The 19,204-nt window shown below is 61.6% G+C and carries 16 protein-coding genes; 7 read left to right on the forward strand and 9 right to left on the reverse strand.

Going from position 1 to position 19,204, the window contains the following annotated elements; translation table 11 throughout:
- Window positions 1-206 precede the first annotated feature (206 nt).
- Both ACX3YD_RS17200 and ACX3YD_RS17205 read left to right on the forward strand, forming a co-directional pair.
- On the forward strand, window positions 207-2,165 hold the full coding sequence (locus tag ACX3YD_RS17200) for a RecQ family ATP-dependent DNA helicase (RefSeq protein WP_458960582.1): 1,959 nt from the start codon (window positions 207-209) through the stop codon (window positions 2,163-2,165).
- Window positions 2,166-2,213: 48 nt separating this feature from the next.
- Complete coding sequence (locus ACX3YD_RS17205) at window positions 2,214-2,633, forward strand: acyl-CoA thioesterase (RefSeq protein ID WP_458960583.1); 420 nt, start codon at window positions 2,214-2,216, stop codon at window positions 2,631-2,633.
- A gap of 70 nt (window positions 2,634-2,703) precedes the next feature.
- Here ACX3YD_RS17205 and ACX3YD_RS17210 read toward each other — a convergent pair whose 3' ends face one another.
- From ACX3YD_RS17210 to ACX3YD_RS17225, 4 genes are all read right to left on the reverse strand, one after another.
- Complete coding sequence (locus ACX3YD_RS17210) at window positions 2,704-3,186, reverse strand: glycine zipper domain-containing protein (RefSeq protein WP_047536248.1); 483 nt, start codon at window positions 3,184-3,186, stop codon at window positions 2,704-2,706.
- A 354-nt stretch (window positions 3,187-3,540) separates the two neighbouring features.
- Entirely contained in the window at window positions 3,541-5,889 is a 2,349-nt protein-coding gene (locus ACX3YD_RS17215; RefSeq protein ID WP_047536249.1) for an FdhF/YdeP family oxidoreductase, read from the reverse strand.
- Window positions 5,886-6,725 carry a formate dehydrogenase accessory sulfurtransferase FdhD gene (gene fdhD, locus ACX3YD_RS17220; protein WP_103406032.1) on the reverse strand — a complete coding sequence of 280 codons (840 nt, stop codon included), beginning with the start codon at window positions 6,723-6,725 and terminating at the stop codon, window positions 5,886-5,888. Before fdhD ends, ACX3YD_RS17215 begins: the two co-directional genes overlap by 4 nt.
- Window positions 6,726-6,817: 92 nt before the next feature.
- Window positions 6,818-7,705 (reverse strand): LysR family transcriptional regulator, encoded by an 888-nt coding sequence (locus ACX3YD_RS17225; RefSeq protein WP_458960584.1) that lies wholly within the window; start codon window positions 7,703-7,705, stop codon window positions 6,818-6,820.
- Window positions 7,706-7,853: 148 nt separating this feature from the next.
- Between ACX3YD_RS17225 and lysM the strand changes: the two genes are divergently transcribed.
- Window positions 7,854-8,303: a peptidoglycan-binding protein LysM gene (gene lysM, locus ACX3YD_RS17230; RefSeq protein ID WP_458960585.1), complete on the forward strand. Its 450-nt coding sequence runs from the start codon at window positions 7,854-7,856 to the stop codon at window positions 8,301-8,303.
- A gap of 102 nt (window positions 8,304-8,405) precedes the next feature.
- Here the strand turns inward: lysM and yrfG are convergent, their stop codons facing one another.
- Window positions 8,406-9,068 carry a GMP/IMP nucleotidase gene (yrfG, locus tag ACX3YD_RS17235; protein WP_047536254.1) on the reverse strand — a complete coding sequence of 221 codons (663 nt, stop codon included), beginning with the start codon at window positions 9,066-9,068 and terminating at the stop codon, window positions 8,406-8,408.
- A gap of 90 nt (window positions 9,069-9,158) precedes the next feature.
- On the opposite strand from yrfG, the gene nudE reads away from it, so the two are divergent.
- Both nudE and cysQ read left to right on the forward strand, forming a co-directional pair.
- A complete protein-coding gene (nudE, locus tag ACX3YD_RS17240) occupies window positions 9,159-9,725 on the forward strand; it encodes an ADP compounds hydrolase NudE (protein WP_090465821.1) in 567 nt (188 codons plus the stop codon).
- Complete coding sequence (cysQ, locus tag ACX3YD_RS17245; RefSeq protein ID WP_047536258.1) at window positions 9,722-10,549, forward strand: 3'(2'),5'-bisphosphate nucleotidase CysQ; 828 nt, start codon at window positions 9,722-9,724, stop codon at window positions 10,547-10,549. Before nudE ends, cysQ begins: the two co-directional genes overlap by 4 nt.
- Before the next feature lie 66 nt (window positions 10,550-10,615).
- Here the strand turns inward: cysQ and ACX3YD_RS17250 are convergent, their stop codons facing one another.
- From ACX3YD_RS17250 to rfbC, 4 genes are all read right to left on the reverse strand, one after another.
- The gene (locus ACX3YD_RS17250; protein WP_047536259.1) at window positions 10,616-11,071 is read right to left on the reverse strand and encodes a YiiD C-terminal domain-containing protein; all 456 of its coding nucleotides are present in this window, start codon (window positions 11,069-11,071) and stop codon (window positions 10,616-10,618) included.
- Between the two features lie 39 nt (window positions 11,072-11,110).
- On the reverse strand, window positions 11,111-12,505 hold the full coding sequence (locus ACX3YD_RS17255) for a sigma-54-dependent transcriptional regulator (protein WP_103406027.1): 1,395 nt from the start codon (window positions 12,503-12,505) through the stop codon (window positions 11,111-11,113).
- Entirely contained in the window at window positions 12,502-14,310 is a 1,809-nt protein-coding gene (locus tag ACX3YD_RS17260; protein WP_103406026.1) for a sensor histidine kinase, read from the reverse strand. Before ACX3YD_RS17260 ends, ACX3YD_RS17255 begins: the two co-directional genes overlap by 4 nt.
- A 106-nt stretch (window positions 14,311-14,416) precedes the next feature.
- A complete protein-coding gene (gene rfbC, locus ACX3YD_RS17265) occupies window positions 14,417-14,962 on the reverse strand; it encodes a dTDP-4-dehydrorhamnose 3,5-epimerase (protein WP_103406025.1) in 546 nt (181 codons plus the stop codon).
- Between the two features lie 186 nt (window positions 14,963-15,148).
- On the opposite strand from rfbC, the gene ACX3YD_RS17270 reads away from it, so the two are divergent.
- Both ACX3YD_RS17270 and aguB read left to right on the forward strand, forming a co-directional pair.
- Window positions 15,149-18,061 (forward strand): aminotransferase, encoded by a 2,913-nt coding sequence (locus ACX3YD_RS17270; RefSeq protein WP_458960586.1) that lies wholly within the window; start codon window positions 15,149-15,151, stop codon window positions 18,059-18,061.
- A 263-nt stretch (window positions 18,062-18,324) separates the two neighbouring features.
- Window positions 18,325-19,203, forward strand: coding sequence for an N-carbamoylputrescine amidase (aguB, locus tag ACX3YD_RS17275; protein ID WP_090465808.1), 879 nt, complete (start codon window positions 18,325-18,327; stop codon window positions 19,201-19,203).
- Window position 19,204: the final 1 nt, after the last annotated feature.

Here is a 19,204-nt window from a genome sequence, read left to right on the forward strand (position 1 = left end):
TCAATTTTGTGAACGGCGGGGATCCTTGTGGGAGCGAGCTTGCTCGCGATGGCGCCCTGACAGTCGCTCCATTCCATAAGCCTTGCGATTCTGCCGAACCATCCGCTGTATCATCCCGAATCGTTTTGCGCCCCCGACCTTTTCTCGACTCGCTGCCATCGCCGACTAGGCTTTGCACTTCGCAGCGGTCAACGGAGTGACAGCTTATGCACAACACCCTGGAACAGGTTTTCGGTTATCCACAGTTTCGACCCGGCCAAGAGGCGGCGGTCAGCGCAGTGCTGGCGGGACGCTCGGCGGCGGCGATTTTCCCCACGGGCTCCGGCAAGTCCTTGTGCTATCAGCTTCCGGCAGTTTTATTGCCGCACCTGACGCTGGTGGTTTCGCCGTTGCTGGCATTGATGCAGGATCAACTGGCGTTCCTGCAGCGCCACGGCATTGCCGCGGGCAGTATCGATTCGGCCCAGAGCCGCGATGACGCCAGCGATGTGATGGCCCGGGCCAAGTCCGGCGAATTAAAGATTTTGATGATCTCGGTGGAGCGCCTGAAAAACGAGCGCTTTCGCAACTTCTTGCAGCAGGTGCCGATCTCGCTGCTGGTGGTGGACGAGGCGCATTGCATCTCGGAGTGGGGCCACAACTTCCGCCCCGATTACCTCAAGCTTCCCGACTATCAGCGCCAGTTCAACATTCCTCAGGTATTGCTGCTGACGGCCACCGCGACGCCCAAGGTGATCGCCGACATGCAGGCCAAATTCGCCATCGCCCCCGAGGATGTGGTGACCACCGGTTTCTATCGGCCCAACCTCAATCTGTTGGTGGAACCGGTGCGCGGGCAGGACAAGCGCCGACGCCTTGTCGAGTGGATGAGCCAGCGTCCCGACCAGCCGAGCATCGTCTACGTCACCCTGCAGAAAACCGCCGAACAGATCGCCGAGCACCTGAGCCGCAACGGCATTCAGGCCGAGGCCTATCACGCCGGGTTGCCCCATGAGCAACGCGAAGCGATCCAGAAGCGTTTCATGGGCGGGCAGTCCAATTGCATCGTCGCCACCATCGCGTTCGGCATGGGCATCGACAAGAGTGACATCCGCAACGTGGTGCATTTCGATCTGCCCAAATCCATCGAAAACTACAGCCAGGAAATCGGCCGTGCCGGGCGTGACGGACAGCCATCCGACTGTCTGGTCCTGGCCAACCGCGACAGCCTTAACGTGCTGGAAAACTTCGTCTATGGCGACACCCCGGAGCTGTATGGCATCCGCTGCGTGCTCGACGAAATGCAGGCTGCCGCGCCCGAGGGGCAATGGGAGTTTTTGCTCGGGCCTTTGGCGGATCAGAGCAACATTCGCCAGCTGCCGCTCAAAACCTTGCTGGTGCAACTGGAACTGCGTGGCCTGATCGCCCCGCGTTACGCCTACTACGCCGAGTACCGTTTCAAGTACTTGCTGGAGCCTGAGGCGTTGCTGGCGCGTTTCGAGGGCGAGCGCAGGGATTTTGTCGCGGCGATCATCCAGACCTCCAGCCGCGCACGGACCTGGGCCACGGTGAATTTCGAGGCGTTGTATCAGCAGCATCAGGCCGAGCGCAGCCGGGTGGTCAAGGCGCTCGATTACTTCCAGGAGAAGGGTTGGGTCGAGCTGGAAAGCAAGCAGATGACCGAGGTCTACAGCCTGCTGCAAACCGGTTTCGATAGCGTCGTGTTGAGTGAAGAGCTGCACGGGTATTTCACCCGGCATGAACAAACCGAAATCGCGCGGATTCACGCCATGCTGGACCTGTTCGCTACCGAGCATTGCCTGGGCTATCGCCTGGCCGAGTATTTCGGCGACACCAACGCCCCCACGCAATGCGGACATTGCTCGGTGTGTCACGGGCAGGTGGCGCGATTGCCGGAGCCACCGCCATTGCCGGCGCTTGTGGATAAAAACTTCGAGGCCTTGTGTGGGGACTTTATCCACAGGCATCAACAGCACACGGGCGGCGTGCCATCGGCGGAGCGGGTGACGCGGTTTCTGTGCGGGATCAGCGTGCCGCTGTTCACCAAACTCAAGGCGCGGGCGATTTCGGGGTTTGCGGTGCTTGAGGATTATCCCTACGCCGAGGTACGAGGGTGGGCTGAACAGCACCTGGCAAGCGCGGTGTCCCCCGACGATGCTTCGTGACACGGTTTTCGACGTAGACTGGCAGCCCGACTCCAGGAACCCACGCTGATGCCTCAACGTTCCGATTACCCGCACTTCCAACCCATCACCACGCGCTGGCACGACAACGATGCCTACGGGCACGTGAACAACGTGACCTACTACAGCTTCTTCGATACGGCGGTGAACACCTACCTGATTGAGGTCGGGGGGCTGGACATCCACGATGGCGAGGTGGTGGGCTTCGTGGTGAGCTCGGCCTGTGATTACTTTGCTTCCGTCGCTTTCCCGGACCGCATCGAGATCGGTTTGCGGGTAGGCAAGTTGGGCAACAGTTCGGTGCAGTATGAGCTGGCAGTGTTCAAGGCCGGGGAGGATGAAGCCTGTGCGTCGGGGCGCTTTGTGCATGTGTTTGTGGATCGTGCGTCAAATCAGCCGGTCGCTATTCCCGGGCAGTTGCGCGCAGCATTGGAGCGCCTGGTGGTTTAGACGGGCAAAAAAAATCGCAGCCCGTGGGCTGCGATTTTTTGAAGTACCGGCTGACGAGGCGATCCAGGCCTCAGTCGCGATAGTACCTGTGGTGCTTGCGATGACCGTAGGCATGGCCGCGACCAGGGTGGCCGTCACGGTAGTAACGACGATCATCATGGCCACGATAGGAGCGACGATCGTCTTCCTCGTTGCTCTTGTTGCCCATGTAGTTACCCAGCGCGCCACCCGCGCCGCCGCCTGCTGCGGAGCCGATCAGGCTGCCGGTGGTGCCGCCCATGCTGCGGCCGACCACGTTACCGCCTGCTGCGCCCAGCGCACCACCAATGGCGGCTTCACCGCGGCTGTGTTTGTTTGCGCCGACTGCGCTACCACCCGCGCCACCCAGGGCCGCGCCAATGGTGGAACCCGTATTGCCGCCTAACGACTGACCGACGACTGAGCCCAGAACCCCGCCCAATGCGCCGCCCACACCTGCTTCGGTGGTGCCGCCAGCGGAGGCGAAGCCACTGACCAGGCCAAGGGACAACAAGAGAATCGAGGAGAACTTCATAGAGGAACCTCAAGGGGATGACGGCGCGATCCTGAGGCTGTGTCATAAGTGTGACAATCGAAATCCGACGAGTAACACGACTTGCGCACATTTCTATAAGTTGCTGTTTTTTCGGCGGAACTTAACGGTTTTTGGCCGGTCTGTTGCTACTTGGCAAAGGCCGTTTTTACGCAAAAACGGCCTTTTTTGTGGGCGATTGGAAAGTGTCGAATCATCTCATCATGTGTTGCCATGTCGGACGCCATCGCGGGCAAGCCACGCTCCCACAGTATTTAAGTCGTACATGGGAAATGCATGCACCTCAAACCCTGTGGGAGCGTGGCTTGCCCGCGATGGGGCTCGACCTGCCGCCGCTTAAGCCGACCTGGCCATGATCAACCCGGTCTCGCTCGCCGCTTCCAGGCGGATGGCGACGAACTTCGACGTTGGCGTATGGCTGCCATCCCCGGTGCTTTCCAGCGGCACCAACGGGTTTACTTCCGGATAGTAGGCCGCCGCCTGCCCGGCCGGGATATCAAACGCCAGCAGCGTGAAGCCTTTCACCCGACGCTCCAGGCCGTCATCCCAGATCGATACGATGTCCGCCTTCTGCCCTGGCTTGAAGCCCAGGCGAATGATGTCGGCTTCGTTGACGAACAACACGTCACGCTGGCCTTTCACCCCGCGATAGCGGTCATTGAGCCCATAGATCGTGGTGTTGTACTGATCGTGGGAGCGCATCGATTGCAGGATCAGGTCCGGCCGTACGCCGGTGGCGCGGGTGCGTTCGTGCACCAGGTCCTTGGGCAAAACGTTCGGGCGGAAGTTGGCCCGGCCTGACGGGGTGTTCCACTTGCGCGCACCGGCGCTGTTGCCGAGGTAGAACCCCCCTGGATTCTTGATTTTCTCGTTGAAGTCCTTGAAGCCGGGGATGGTGTCGGCAATCAGGTCGCGGATGCGCCTGTAGTCGGCCACCAGCCAGTTCCAGCCCACCGGGTAGTTGCCCAGTGTGGCTGCCGCGATGCCGGCCAAAATCGCCGGCTCCGAACGCATCTGGTTCGACAGCGGCTCCAATTGGCCGTTGGAGGCGTGGACCATGCTGAACGAGTCTTCGACGGTCACCGCTTGGGGGCCTTCGGTTTGTCGGTCGATATCGGTCCGGCCCAGGCACGGCAAGATCAGCGCATCTTTACCGTGGGCCAGATGGCTGCGATTGAGCTTGGTGCTGATTTGTACGGTCAGGTCGCAATTGCTCAGGGCCTGGAAGGTCCTTGGGCTGTCGGGCGTGGCTTGGGCGAAGTTGCCGCCCAGGGCCATGAAAACTTTGGCGCGGCCTTCGGCCATGGCGTGAATCGCCTCGACCACGTTGTGACCGTTTTCACGTGGCACTTTGAATGGGAAACGACGCTCCAGCGCATCGAGGAACGCCACCGGCGGGCGCTCGTTGATGCCCATGGTCCGATCGCCCTGCACGTTACTGTGGCCACGCACCGGGCACAGGCCCGCACCCGGACGCCCGATGTTGCCACGCAGCAGCATCAGGTTGGCGATTTCCTGGATGGTCGCCACCGAATGGCGATGCTGGGTGATGCCCATGGCCCAGCACATGATGACGTTCTTGCCTTTGGCGTACATGCGCGCGGCCTGCTCGATTTCCACCAGGGGCAGGCCGGACTGCTCGACGATCTGCTCCCACGGGGTGTCGTCAATGACGGCCAGGTAATCCAGCACGTTGACGCTGTGTTCGTTGAGGAAATCGTGATCGAACACGGCAGGCTCACCCGCCTTCTGCGCGTCGCGCTCCCACTGCAACAGGAACTTGGCCATGCCCCGCATGATCGCCATGTCGCCGCCCAGTGCCGGGCGGAAGTACGCGGTGTTGGTCGGCTTGTCGCCGTTGGTGAGCATTTCGATCGGGTGTTGCGGGTGCTGGAAGCGTTCCAGGCCCCGTTCTTTGAGCGGGTTGATACACACCACTTGAGCGCCACGTTTCACCGCATCGCGCAGCGGTTCGAGCATCCGTGGATGGTTGGTGCCGGGGTTCTGGCCCCAGACGAAAATGGCATCGGCGTGCTCAAAGTCATCGAAGGTCACGGTGCCCTTGCCGACGCCAACGCTCTGCGCCAACGCGACACCACTGGCCTCGTGGCACATGTTCGAGCAATCGGGGAAGTTGTTGGTGCCGTAGGCACGCACGAACAACTGATAGAGAAAAGCCGCTTCGTTGCTGGCACGTCCCGAGGTGTAGAACTCGGCTTGATCCGGGCTCGACAAGCCGCGCAGATGCTTGGCGATCAGGGCAAAGGCATCGTCCCAGCTGATGGGTTGGTAGCGATCGGTTTCGGCGTTGTAGCGCAACGGCTCGGTCAGGCGGCCCTGGTATTCAAGCCAGTAGTCACTCTGCTCCAGCAACGAGGTGACGCTGTGTCTGGCGAAGAATTTGCCGTCGACACGCCGTTTGGTCGCTTCCCAGTTCACCGCTTTGGCGCCGTTCTCGCAGAACGCCACCATGCCGCCTTCCAGCGAATCGCCCCAGGCGCAACCGGGGCAATCGAAGCCGCCGTTCTTGTTGGTCTTGAGCATCATGCGCAGGTTTTTCAGCGCGTTGTCGCTGGTCAACCAGGCTTGGGCGACGCTGATCAGGGCGCCCCAGCCACCGGCGGGGCCTTTGTAGGGTTTGTAGCGAGGAACGGGTGTCTGGTCGGCTTGACGGTGTTGACTCACGCTTGATTCTCCAAAGCCGGGCTGTAGACCCGTGGCGCATTCTTTTGTGGCAAATGGATGAGGTTGAGGTTGTGGCGACGGGCCCATTGCACGGCAAGGCCTGTGGGCGAGGACAGGCTGACCAGGGTCTGGATGCCGGCGCGCAGCACTTTCTGGATCAATTCGAGGCTGCAACGGCTGGTGACAATCGCCAGTCCGCCGCTGATCGGGATATTGCGACGGATCAGGCCGCCAATCAGTTTGTCGAGGGCGTTGTGCCGGCCGATGTCTTCGCGACCCAGCAACAATTGGCCCTGATCGTTCATGAACACCGCAGCGTGTACCGCACCGCAATACTGGCCCAGCGGCTGGAACTCACTGATGCGCTGGCGCAGGCCGTCGAGCCATTCGGCGGGCGGCAACGGTGCGCCGGGCAGCACCTGAAGGTCCGGCAAGGCCTGTTCGACCGCTTCCACGCCGCAGAGCCCGCAACCGCTGGTGCCTGCCAGTTGCCGGCGCTGTTGCTTGAGGTTCCAGAACGCGCGGTTGGCAATGGTCACTTGCGCGTATTGCGCCGAACCCGAGCCGCTGAGTTGCAGGTCATAAATCTCGCCAGCGTCCTGGATGATGCCGCTGCCAAGACTGAAGCCGACGACGAAGTCTTCAAGATCGGTCGGTGTCACCAGCATGACCGCCTGGCTGATGCCGTTGTAGGCAATCGCCAGCGCGACTTCCTCAGCCAACGCTGTGCTGGCCGATTCAGAGTATTGAAGGTTGCTATAGCTGTAAGTCTGGCTGGCAGCGGGCTCGGGCGTTTTGGAGGCGGGCGCCGAGCAGTCAGGGCGCTTGGCGTTCATGGCATCACCGACGGTTTGATCAGCTTTAAGACTAGGCGCGACAACATGTCACGTCTAATTGCTATTACTGATCCACCGATAGATGGCGTCGATCAAGCCTTCACCAGCGATTGTTGCAGGATCGCAAAACACGCTTCCGCCAGCGCCGATCGTGGGGCGCTGCGCCGCATGATCAACCCCAGTCGGGCCAGGGTCTGTGCATCGTCGATGGGGTGCAGGCGCAGATGGTCGGTGAGTTGTTCAAAACCGCCATCCAGCGGCATCACGGCACAGCACAGACCCCCGTGCACTGCCTGTAACAATTGATGCACTGCGTCGGTTTGCAGCAACGGTTGCGGCGTCAGGCCTCGGATGTGGAAGTTGTGGTCGATGGACTGGCGAAAGTGCATGCCACTGGTGAGCATGCCCAGCGGCAGTTCGATCAACGATTCCCAGGTCAGTGGCGACTCGCCGAAGTTGAAGAAGCGCTGATCGTAAAGCAGGCCCATGCGTGCTTCGCTGAACGTCAGCGACTCGAAGCGTTCGCTGTCCAGGCGTTCCAGGTAAGAGACGCCGATATCCAGTCGATTATTCGCCAGTTGTTCGAGGATCTGCTCGGAGCTCAACGCCGACAGCTCAAAGCGCAGGTTCGGGTGTTGCGCGTGCAGGCGTTGCAGCAGCGGCAGTGGATCGAAACTCGACAATGGCACCACGCCCAGGCGCAACGTACCGACCAGGTTGCCGCGACAGGCGGCGGCCTCGGCGTACAAGCCGTCGTAGGCGGCCAGAACCGTGCGCGCCCAGGCCAGCACCCGCTCGCCGGGCGCGGTGAAGCCTTCGAAGCGCTGACCGCGATTGACCAGCGGCAAGTCGAGTTCTTCTTCGAGGTTGCGCAGGCGCATGGACAGGGTTGGCTGGGTGATGTGACAGCGCGCGGCGGCCTGGCCGAAGTGGCGTGTTTCGTCGAGAGCGATGAGGAATTTCAGCTGCTTGATGTCCATCTTCGCTCCAGGGCGGCTCCAGGGGGTTGAGCAAGTACGGATTCTATCGCCGGGGGAAGGCGGCGTCATTGGTCGGGTTGGATCCACAAGCCACAGGGGTGGTCTAGGCTTTTGCGTCTGAACACTTAATTCCCATGGAGAGCACCCGATGAGCCTGTTCAGTTTTCTAAAAGAAGCCGGTGAAAAAATCCTCTATGCGCTGACGCCGGACAAGGCTGAGGCCAACAGTGAAGCGTTGACCAGGCACGTGCAAAGTGCGCTGACGGGGATCGACACGTCGAAGATTCAGGTGAAGGTCGAGGGCGATAAAGTCATTGCCAGCGGCAAAGCGAATACGCAGGAAGAGAAGGAAAAAATCCTCCTGGCGCTGGGCAACGTGGCGGGTGTCAGCGGCGTTGAAGACCAGATCACCGTGACCGGCCCCGTCGTCGTGGCCGCCAAGTTTGTCGTGGTCGAGAAGGGTGACACGCTGAGCGCCATTTCCCTGCGCGTGTATGGCAACGCCAACCTGTACAACAAAATCTTCGAAGCCAACAAGCCGATGCTCAAGGATGTGAACAAGATCTATCCGGGGCAGTCGTTGCGGATTCCCGAGTAAGGCTTTAGCCAGTGTGATGACCATCGCGGGCAAGCCACGCTCCCACAGGTTATACGCAATCCTGTGGGAGCGTGGCTTGCCCGCGATGCCGGTGCCTCGGTCTCAGAGGCCTTCGATAAGCACCCGATAATCCTCCACCGCCGCAAACTCTGCCGTGTCCTTCGGCCCCTTTCTGCTGTCCGGCTCTTTCACCGCCAGCAAATGCGCCACGCCGAATTCCCGGGCACTGCGCAGGATCGGCAGGGTGTCGTCGATAAACAGGCTGCGTGCCGGGTCGAAGTCGATGTCTGCCTGCAACGCCTCCCAGAACTGCGGGTTTTCCTTGGGGAAACCGTAGTCGTGGGAGCTGATCAAGCGTTCGAAGTAGGGCGCCAGTTCGATTCTTTCGAGTTTCAATGACAGGGAGTCGCGGTGGGCATTGGTGATCAGTACCACGCGTTTACCCGCCCGTTTGATCGCCGCCAGGAAGGTGTCCGCATCCGGGCGCAGGGCGATCAGGTGCGCGGTTTCCAGTTTCAATTCGCGCACTGGCAGCTTGAGTTCGGCACTCCAGAAATCCAGGCAGTACCACTGCAACAGCCCGGCATTGCGTTCGAACAGCGGTTGCAGTTCCAGCTCGGCCATGGCCCGGCTGACCCCGTGCAAGTCGGCATAACGCTGGGGCAGGTGCTCCAGCCAGAAATGGTTGTCGAAGTGCAGATCCAGCAGCGTGCCGTCCATGTCCAGCAGAACGGTGTCGATGTCGTGCCAGGGCAGCAGGGGCATAAAAAACTTCTCCAGCGGTAAAAAAGGTATCCGAAGACAACAATCAGGATAGGCCGGGTATAGTAACCCGCTATTGCCCAGGAGCCGCTCATGCGCCAGAAACCCACCGTCCTCGCCCGCGAGATCGTCGCCACCAGCCGTTTGTTCTGTGTTGAAGAACTGAAGCTGCGCTTTTCCAACGGCGTGGAGCGCACTTATGAGCGATTGGTCGGCAAGGGCGCCGGGTATGGCGCGGTGATGGTCGTGGCGATGCTCGACGCCGAGCATGCGGTGCTGGTCGAAGAGTATTGCGGCGGCACCGATGCCTACGAACTGTCACTGCCCAAAGGCTTGATCGAGCCGGGTGAAGACGTGCTGGCGGCGGCCGAACGGGAGCTCAAGGAAGAGGCGGGTTTTGGTGCCCGGCAATTGGAGCATCTGACCGAGTTGTCGTTGTCGCCCGGCTACATGAGCCAGAAAATCCAGGTGGTGCTGGCCACCGATCTCTATGAGGAGCGTCTGGAGGGTGACGAGCCGGAGCCGATGGGCCAGAGCAAGGTCAATCTGCGCGAGCTGTCCACTCTGGTGCAAAACCCACAGTTCACTGAGGGGCGAGCCTTGGCGGCGCTGTACCTGGCCCGTGACTTGCTGACTCAACGCGGAGTGTTCCTGCCATGAATTTCCCTCATCCATTGATGGCGCCGGTGGTCGAACTGGCGTTGCAGGCGGGCGAAGCGATCCTGCCGTTCTGGCGCACAGGCACGGCGGTGACGACCAAGGCCGACGACTCTCCGGTGACCGCCGCCGACCTGGCTGCCCATCACTTGATCCTGGCCGGCCTGACGGCACTCGATCCGAGCATCCCGGTGCTGTCCGAAGAGGACGCCAACATCCCCCGGAGCGTGCGCGCCGGGTGGCAGCGCTGGTGGTTGGTAGACCCATTGGATGGAACCAAAGAGTTTATTTCCGGCAGTGAAGAGTTCACGGTCAACATCGCCCTGATCGAGCAGGGCCGTGTGGTGTTTGGCGTGGTGTCGATGCCGACCAATGGGCGCTTTTACGTGGGCGGTGCCGGATGGGGTGCTTGGCGTGGTGACAGGGGCGAAGCGCCGCTGCCGATTCAGGTTCGCGAAGTGCCGCCGGCGGGTGCCCCGTTCACAGTGGTCGCCAGCCGCCGCCATTCCAGCCCTGAGCAAGAACGTTTGCTGGCCGGGTTGAGCGCCAGTCTGGGTGAGTTGGAACTGGCCAATATCGGCAGTTCATTGAAATTTTGCCTGTTGGCCGAAGGGGCGGCGGATTGTTATCCGCGCCTGGCCCCCACTTCCCAGTGGGACACGGCCGCAGCGCAAGGCGTGCTGGAAGGGGCGGGTGGCGAGGTGCTGGAGCTGAGCGGTGCGCCTTTCAGCTATCCGGCCCGGGAATCGTTGTTGAATGAGTTCTTTTTGGCGCTGCCGGCGAAGGCGGCGTGGCGGGAGAAATTGCTCGAGCTGGCCCGTTCCTGACGTTTTCTTAGATCTGAGGCGAGGGAGCAAGCTCGCTCGCCACAGGGTTTTGCATCGTCCTCACGTTCAGCGGTGCAGCACGTACTGCCCGGTGAACGTCACGGCATCTTCCTCGCTTCCCGCATTCACGACCCGGGTATGCAGTGTCAAACGCGCCCGGCCGTAACGCTGGTACATGGTCAGGAATTTCTTCCACACCGCTGCACTCGGCGCCTGGCAAATGGCGTTCGCATCGCCGGTCACAGGGAGCGGGTAGCTGATCTGCCCTTCCTGAATCACGATGTGCCCGTCTTCAATCCCTTCTTCCTTCAGTCGCAAATGCAGCCAGCCCCAGCCGGCCAGTACCGCGCCGCAATACAGGCTGCCGCCGAACATGGTGCTCTTGTGGTTGACGTTGGCGTCCAGCGGCAAATACAAGCGCAGCTGCTGATCGTGCCAGTCGAGCACTTTGAGGCCCATGTCCCGCGTGAGGGGGATGTCGTGATGGAGGACGGTTTCCAGGTAACGACTGTCGCGGTTCATTCGGGGCCTCATGTTTGAAGTGGATGATTAGACAGTGGGTCAATCGAGTTCGTCGGTGTGGCTGGAGACGCCGCTGTCGGCGAAGCTCAGGCCGTGCTTGCGCAGCTTGTCGTGCAAGGTCTTGCGTGGAATGCCCAAGGCTTCGGCGACGCTGCGCAGCGAACTGTGCGAGCGCGCCAGTTCGGCGGCGATCAGGGTCTTTTCGAAGTTTTCCACTTGTTCGCTCAGGCCACCGCTGACCACCGCCAGCGGCGCCCCGGCCGTCTCTTGCGGCTCTGAGTTGTCCAGGGCCAGCTCCAGGCCGAGGGCGAAGCGTTCGGCGGCGTTTTGCAGTTCGCGCACGTTGCCGGGCCAGGTGTGACGCAACAGCTGCGCGCGTTGCCCGGGTTGCAGCTCGTGGGTCGGCAAGCCATGGCGGGCACTGGCTTCATCGGCAAAATGCTGGAACAGCATCAAGGCATCTTCGCCGCGCTCGCGCAGGGGCGGAATACGCAGCGGTGCGACGTTCAGTCGGTAATACAAGTCGGCGCGAAAACGTCCTTGATCGGCGGACTGGCGCAGGTCTTCCTTGGTGGCGGCGATGATACGGATGTCCAGCGGGATCAGTTGATTGCCACCCAGGCGTTCGACCACCCGTTCTTGCAGCAAACGCAGCAACTTCACCTGTACATCCAGGCTCATGCTTTCGATTTCATCGAGGAACAGCGTGCCGCCGTTGGCGAATTCGAACTTGCCGATGCGACGCTTCTGCGCCCCCGTGAAGGCGCCCGGCTCGTGACCGAACAGCTCGCTTTCGACCACCGATTCGGCCAGTGCGCCGGCGTTGATCGCCACGAACGGGCCGTTGCGCCGATTCGACAGGTCATGCAGCGCCCGCGCGACCACTTCTTTACCGGCCCCGGTTTCGCCAAGGATCAGCACGTCGGCCTTGGTGGCCGCCAAGGCGCCGATCTGTTCGCGCAGGCGCAGCATCGAGGGCGATTGCCCCACCAGACGGGTGGTCAATTCATTGCGATCGCTCAGGGCCAGACGCAGGCTGCGGTTGTCCAGCACCAGTCGGCGCAAGGCCAGGGCGCGGCGCACACTGTCGAGCAGGGCGTCGCTGGCGAAAGGTTTTTCCAGGAAGTCGTAGGCGCCGGCGCGCATGGCTTGCACCGCCAGTGGCACGTCACCGTGACCGGTAATCAGCAGCACCGGCAACTCCGGGTCCTGGGCGTGGAGTTCAGTCAGCAGTTCCAGGCCGTCCATGCCCGGCATGCGGATATCGCTGACCACAACGCCTGGCCAGTCGCGTTCCAGCTGTGCAGCCAGGCCCTTGGCTTCGGCCAGCGGCAGGATTTTCAGGCCGGCCAGATCCAGCGTCTGGCTCAAGGCCTGGCGCAGGTGGGGATCGTCGTCGATCAACACGACCTGGATGCGGTTGTCGATGGTCATGCACTTCGGTCCTCGGACGGTTGCAGGCTCACACCCGGTGCGCCTGCGCGCAGCTTCAGGGTAATCAATGCGCCACCTTCCTTGTGGTTGGCGAACGACAGTTCACCACCGAAGGCGCGCATCAGGGTTTCGCAGATCGCCAGCCCCAACCCCAGGCCCTGGGTGCGGGTCTTGGTGGTGTAGAAGGGTTCGCTGGCGCGGCCAAGGGCTTCCATGCAAAAGCCGGGGCCGTTGTCGCGAATGTACAGGTGGACGCCGTCAGCGGTGGATTGGGCACTTAGCCAGAGTTTGCGCGGCGGGCCTTTTTCCGTCAGGGCGTCCAGGGCGTTGGCCAGCAGATTGCCGAGCACCTGGCGCAGACGGGTTTCCCCGGCCTCGACCCACAGGGTGGCGGCGGGCAAATCGCGGATCAGTTCGACCTCCATGCTGCGCCGGCGCTTGGCCAGCAACGCCAGGGCGTCGTCCAGCGCCGGTTGCAGGGCGACGCTTTCCGGGGCGTGGCGATCACGGCGGGCAAAGGCGCGCAGATGGGCGATGATCGAGGCCATGCGCCCGGTCAATTCGCTGATCAATTTGAGATTGCTCCGGGCGTCGTCGGTGCGCTGGTGATCGAGCAGTACTTCAGCGTTTTCCGCGTAGCTGCGAATCGCGGCCAGCGGTTGGTTGAGTTCGTGGCTGATGCTCGCCGACATCGTGCCCAGCGCCGACAGTTTGCCGGCCTGCACCAGATCGTCCTGGGCGCGCACCAGCTCCTGCTGGGCCTGTTCGCGCTCCAGCACTTCCTGTTTGAGTCGACGGTTGAGGCCTTCCAGATCGCTGGTGCGCTCGGCGACCCGGGCTTCCAGTTCGCGTCGGGCCTTGGCCTCGAATGCGATTCGGTCGAGGTAATGACGGCGGCGCTGCATCATCAGGCCGAGCAACAGCATCAGCACCAACAGCGTCGCGCCACCGATGGCGACGACCGTTCGCACCGGGCGGTCTATCAGGGTGCGCGGCGCGAGAATGCTGACGTCCCAGCCGGTTTCCGCGATCGACTGGGTCTGGGTCAGCCAGGCGTTGGGGTTGAGATTCAAGGGCTTTGGCTCGCGCGTCGGGTAAGGCTGGATTGCGGTGATCGCCTTGCTCTCTTCATCGTTCAGCGGCCGGGTCGCGCGAAAGCGCCATTCCGGTCGCGAGGTGATGATGACGACGCCGTTATGGTCGGTCAGCAGCAGTTGTTCCGGGGTTTTGCCCCACAGGCTTTCGGTGTGGTCGAGATCAACCTTGACCACCAGTACGCCAATGATTTTCTCGCCCTCACGCACTGCTGCGGCGAAGAAGTAGCCGCGTTTGGCGGACGTGGTGCCCAGCCCGAAAAAGCGCCCGAGCCGGCCGGCCATGGCTTCGCTGAAGTACGGACGGAAGGCAAAGTTACGGCCGACGAAACTGTCGTGCTTGTCCCAGTTGGACGCGGCCAGGGTCTTGCCTGTGGTGTCCATCAGGTACATGACTTCGGCCCCGGTCTGGGCGCTGATGTTCTTCAGCAGGCGGTTGGCGTTGCCTTGGGTGACGCCGTCGTCCGGCGCACCGAGCACGGCGCGCAGGGCCGGCAGATCGCCGAGGATCTGCGGCAGTACCTCATAGCGATGCAGGGTGCCCAGCAGGTTGGCGACATAGAGATCGAGGGTCTGCCGGTTCTGGCTGGCCAGCTCGCTGCGGTAATAGCGCTCGGCCAGATGCTCCAGCGGCCACAACAACGGCGCCAGGCACAAGGCGAGCAGCGCCAGGCTGCGCCAGCGAGGTCTGCGGGGGAGGGTCGGGGTCATAAGCATCGAGCGCCTGTGGGTACAGGCGCATTATGCCTAGGCTTGCGGGCGCAGTCTGCGCACCTGGGGGGCGGTGCGCCTGCGCGGTGAAGCTTCAGGTCGGGTTTCAGGCAAATACTTCGGCGTCCTTGAGCAATGCCCCGACCTTATCCTTGGCCGACAGTTGCGGTGCGGCGTCCAGTTGCCAGTCGATGGCCAGGTCCGGGTCATCCCAACGAATGCAGCGCTCGGCCGATGGGTTGTAGTAGTCGGTGGTCTTGTAGAGGAATTCGGCGTTGTCGCTCAACACCACGAAGCCATGGGCAAAGCCTTCAGGAATCCAGAGCTGGCGATTATTGGCGGCGGACAGACGCACCGCGACCCATTTTCCGAAATGCGGCGAGCTGCGGCGGATGTCCACGGCGACGTCGAGCACTTCACCGGCCGTGACTCGAACCAGCTTGCCCTGCGTGTTTTGCAGTTGGTAATGCAGGCCACGAAGCACGCCTTTTTGCGAGCGCGAGTGATTGTCCTGAACGAACGGGGTGTTCAGGCCGGTCGCTTCTTCGAAAGCCTTTGCGTTGAAGCTTTCGTAAAAGAACCCCCGCTCGTCACCAAACACCTTGGGTTCGATGATCAGAACACCGGGCAGGTCGGTGGTGACTACATTCATGGTGCTTCTCCAGTGCTAGGCGTAGATGGTCGACATTCTTGCGTAGAGTCTTGTTCAAGACGAGTGGCGCGTCATTTTTCTTTTTCCGTTTACCCGGCCGGCCCGTCGTCAGACGGGTGAAGGGGGTTGCGTATCGCCCCAAGCAGTGGCGATATAGGCGCCTAATAATATTTCAGGGGTCGTTGTATGCCGCTCGCCACGTTGATTCATCGCGCCAGTTTGCCCAGTCCGCAAGTCTCTGCGGAGCAAGCGCTTGAGCTGTTGCAGGAGCATTACGGGCTCGGCGGAAGGTTGCAGGCCCTTGGCAGCCAGCAGGATCTGAATTACCGCGTTGACAGCGACCAGGGCCGTTTCGTCCTGAAAATCTGCCGGGGCGACTATTCGGCGCTGGAACTGCAAGCCCAGCACGCCGGACTCAAACATCTGGGCGAACACCCGGATGTGCACGTGCCGCGGGTGATTCCCGCGAAGAGTGGCGCGGACCTGCTGACGCTGGAAGTCGGTGGCCAAGCGGTACACGTGCGTTTGCTGGACTACATCGAAGGCCAGTCCCTGACCCATCTGGACCATTTCAATCGCACGGTGGTGGCCGGTTTCGGTCGCTTGTGCGGCGAGATGGACTTGGCGCTGGCGGCTTTCGATCATCCGGGGCTGGAGCGCACCCTGCAGTGGGACGCTCGCCATGCTCAGGCGTTGATCGCGCATTTGTTGCCGGTGATCCAGGACGACACTCAGCGCCAGTTGATCGCCGAAGCGGCGGAGCAGGCTGAACGCCATTTGCAGCCACTGGTGGACAAGCTGCCGGTGCAGGCCATCCATATGGACATCACCGACGATAACGTGGTGTGGCAACGGGACTCGCAACGCCACTGGCAGCTGCAGGGTGTGATCGATTTCGGTGATTTGATCCGCACCTGGCGCATCACCGACCTGTCGGTCACCTGCGCGGCGTTGCTGCATCACGCCGACGGCGACCCGTTCTGCATTTTGCCGGCGGTGCAGGCTTATCACGCGGTCAATCCGCTGACCCATGAAGAACTGCTGGCGTTGTGGCCGCTGATCGTCGCTCGTGCGGCGGTGTTGGTGCTCAGTGGTGAGCAGCAAGTCAGCATCGATCCGGGCAATGATTACAGTCGTGACAACCTGACTCACGAGTGGGAAATTTTCCGAGTCGCCACGTCGGTGCCCTTGGCCTTGATGGAAGCGGCGATCCTGACGTCGGTGGGCCAGAACCTGCCGGAAATTGGCAGCGAAGGCTTCGCGCCGCTGCTGCCAAGCCTGGTCGGTCGCGAGTTTGCCTTGATCGATCTGGGTGTACTCAGCCCGCATTTCGACGCCGGTAACTGGGAGCAGGAGGGCGTGGATCAGCGGCTATTGAACGAAGCCGCCGCCGCACACGGCCTGGCGGCCAGTCGTTACGGGCAATACCGCTTGTCCCGCACCCGACCGGACAGCGCCATCGAACCGGACACCTGCCCGTTGCATGTCGAACTGCGCGTACCCCACGGCACGGCGGTCGAATCGCCATTTGCCGGCATGATCCATCAACCGTCGCCCGGCGTGTTGCAACTCGACGGCCCGCAACTGAGCGTGCGGCTCCAGGGCGTCACGCCGTCGCTGCATACCGGGGCGGCGCTGGTTAAAGGGCAGGTGCTGGGTACGGTCAGCGGGCCGCTGATCGTGCAACTGACTCGTGGAGGCTCGTTGACGGCACCGTTGTTCTGCACGCCTTCACGTGCGGCCGCCTGGCAAGCGTTGTGCCCGTCACCGGCGGCGCTGCTGGGGCTGGCCTGCGATGCTGAAGCCGAACTCGACGCACCCACCCTGTTGGCCCGTCGCGACGCCAGTTTCGCCCGCACGCAAAAACACTATTACGTCGACCCGCCGCGCATTGAACGCGGCTGGCGCAACCACCTGATCGACATGCAGGGCCGCTCCTACCTCGACATGCTCAACAACGTCGCGGTGCTGGGGCACGGCCATCCGCGCATGGCAGCGGTCGCCAGTCGCCAGTGGTCGTTGCTCAACACCAACTCGCGGTTCAACTACGCGGCAGTCGCCGAGTTTTCCGAGCGCTTGTTGAAGCTGGCACCGGACTCCATGGACCGCGTTTTCCTGGTCAACAGCGGCAGCGAGGCCAATGACCTGGCGATCCGCCTGGCGTGGGCCTACAGCGGCGGCCGCGACATGCTCAGCGTGCTGGAGGCCTATCACGGCTGGACGGTGGGCGCCGATGCGGTCTCGACCTCGATTGCCGACAACCCGAAAGCCTTGAGCAGTCGTCCGGACTGGGTGCACCCGGTGACGGCACCGAACACGTATCGCGGCGAGTTCCGTGGCCCGGACAGTGCGCCGGACTATGTGCGCAGCGTCGAACACAATCTGGCGAAAATCGCCGAACAAAAACGCCAGTTGGCCGGCTTCATCTGCGAGCCGGTTTATGGCAATGCCGGTGGCATCTCGCTGCCGCCGGGGTACCTGAAGCAGGTCTATGCCATGGTGCGTGCCCGGGGTGGCGTTTGCATCGCCGACGAAGTGCAAGTCGGTTACGGGCGCATGGGCCATTTCTTCTGGGGTTTCGAAGAACAGGGCGTGGTGCCGGACATCATCACCATGGCCAAAGGCATGGGTAACGGCCAGCCTCTGGGGGCGGTGATCACTCGCCGGGAAATCGCCGAAGCACTGGAAGCCGAGGGGTATTTCTTCTCGTCCGCCGGCGGCAGCCCGGTGAGTTGCCAGGTCGGCATGGCGGTGCTGGATGTGATGGAAGAGGAAAAACTCTGGGAAAACGCTCAGGTCGTTGGCGGCTATTTCAAGGAGCGCCTGGAAGCGCTGATCGATATTCATCCGCTGGTGGGCGCGGTGCACGGTTCCGGGTTCTACCTGGGCGTGGAATTGATCCGCAACCGCGAAACCCTGGAACCGGCGACCGAGGAAACCACCGCGCTGTGCGATCGCTTACGCGAATTGGGCATCTTCATGCAACCGACGGGCGATTTCCTGAACGTCCTCAAAATCAAACCGCCGATGGTCACTTCGCGCCGCAGCGTGGATTTCTTTGTGGACATGCTCTCGAAGGTGCTCTCGGAAGACCTGTAAACACCGCCCCTGTAGGCGCGAGCCTGCTCGCGATGAGGTCGTGTCAGTCACGGATGTTTTGATTGAAAGACCGCTATCGCGAGCAAGCTCGTTTCCACAGGAATGGTGGCATAAGTTCGATTGTTATCGGGTTTAAATGTGTATTTTTAGACGTAAGGCATATTTGTCGCTTTTAAAGCCGATTTTTATCGGCTATAAAGTCGCCAATGCCAGGGCGTGGATAAACCATGCCCGACCGTCACGCACTTGCCCGGAGATGATTCATGAGCCGTAACGTTACCGTCGCCGCCACTCAGATGGCCTGTTCCTGGGACCTTGAAGGCAATATCGAAGTCGCTGAACGGCTGGTCCGTGAAGCCGCCGCCAAAGGCGCGCAGATCATCCTGATCCAGGAGCTGTTCGAGGCGCCGTACTTCTGCCAGAAGCCGAACCCGGATTACCTGCAGCTGGCCACGACGGTCGAAGACAACGTCGCCATCAAGCATTTCCAGAAAGTCGCCAGGGAACTGCAAGTGGTGCTGCCAATCAGCTTCTACGAATTGGCCGGCCGCGCTCGTTTCAACAGCATCGCGATCATCGACGCTGACGGCAGCAACCTCGGGATTTATCGTAAAAGCCACATCCCGGACGGTCCTGGTTACCACGAGAAGTACTACTTCAACCCGGGCGATACCGGCTTCAAGGTCTGGAATACCCGTTACGCGAAAATCGGCGTGGGCATCTGCTGGGACCAGTGGTTCCCCGAGGCTGCGCGCAGCATGGCGTTGCAAGGCGCGGAAATTCTGTTCTACCCGACCGCCATCGGCAGCGAGCCCCACGACAAGACCATTTCGTCCCGCGATCACTGGCAACGCGTACAACAGGGGCACGCCGGCGCAAACCTGATGCCGCTGATCGCCAGTAACCGCATCGGCAACGAAGAACAGGACGGTTACGACATTACCTTTTATGGTTCGTCGTTCATCGCCAACCAGTTCGGCGAGAAGGTGCAGGAACTCAATGAAACCGAAGAAGGCATTCTGGTTCACACCTTCGACCTCGAAAAACTCGAACACACACGCAGCGCGTGGGGCTCCTTCCGCGACCGCCGCCCTAACCTGTATGGTGCTATCAAAACCCTCGACGGATCCCTGGAGTCCTGAC

The sequence above is a fragment of the Pseudomonas fluorescens group sp. PF-1 genome, from assembly GCF_054481335.1.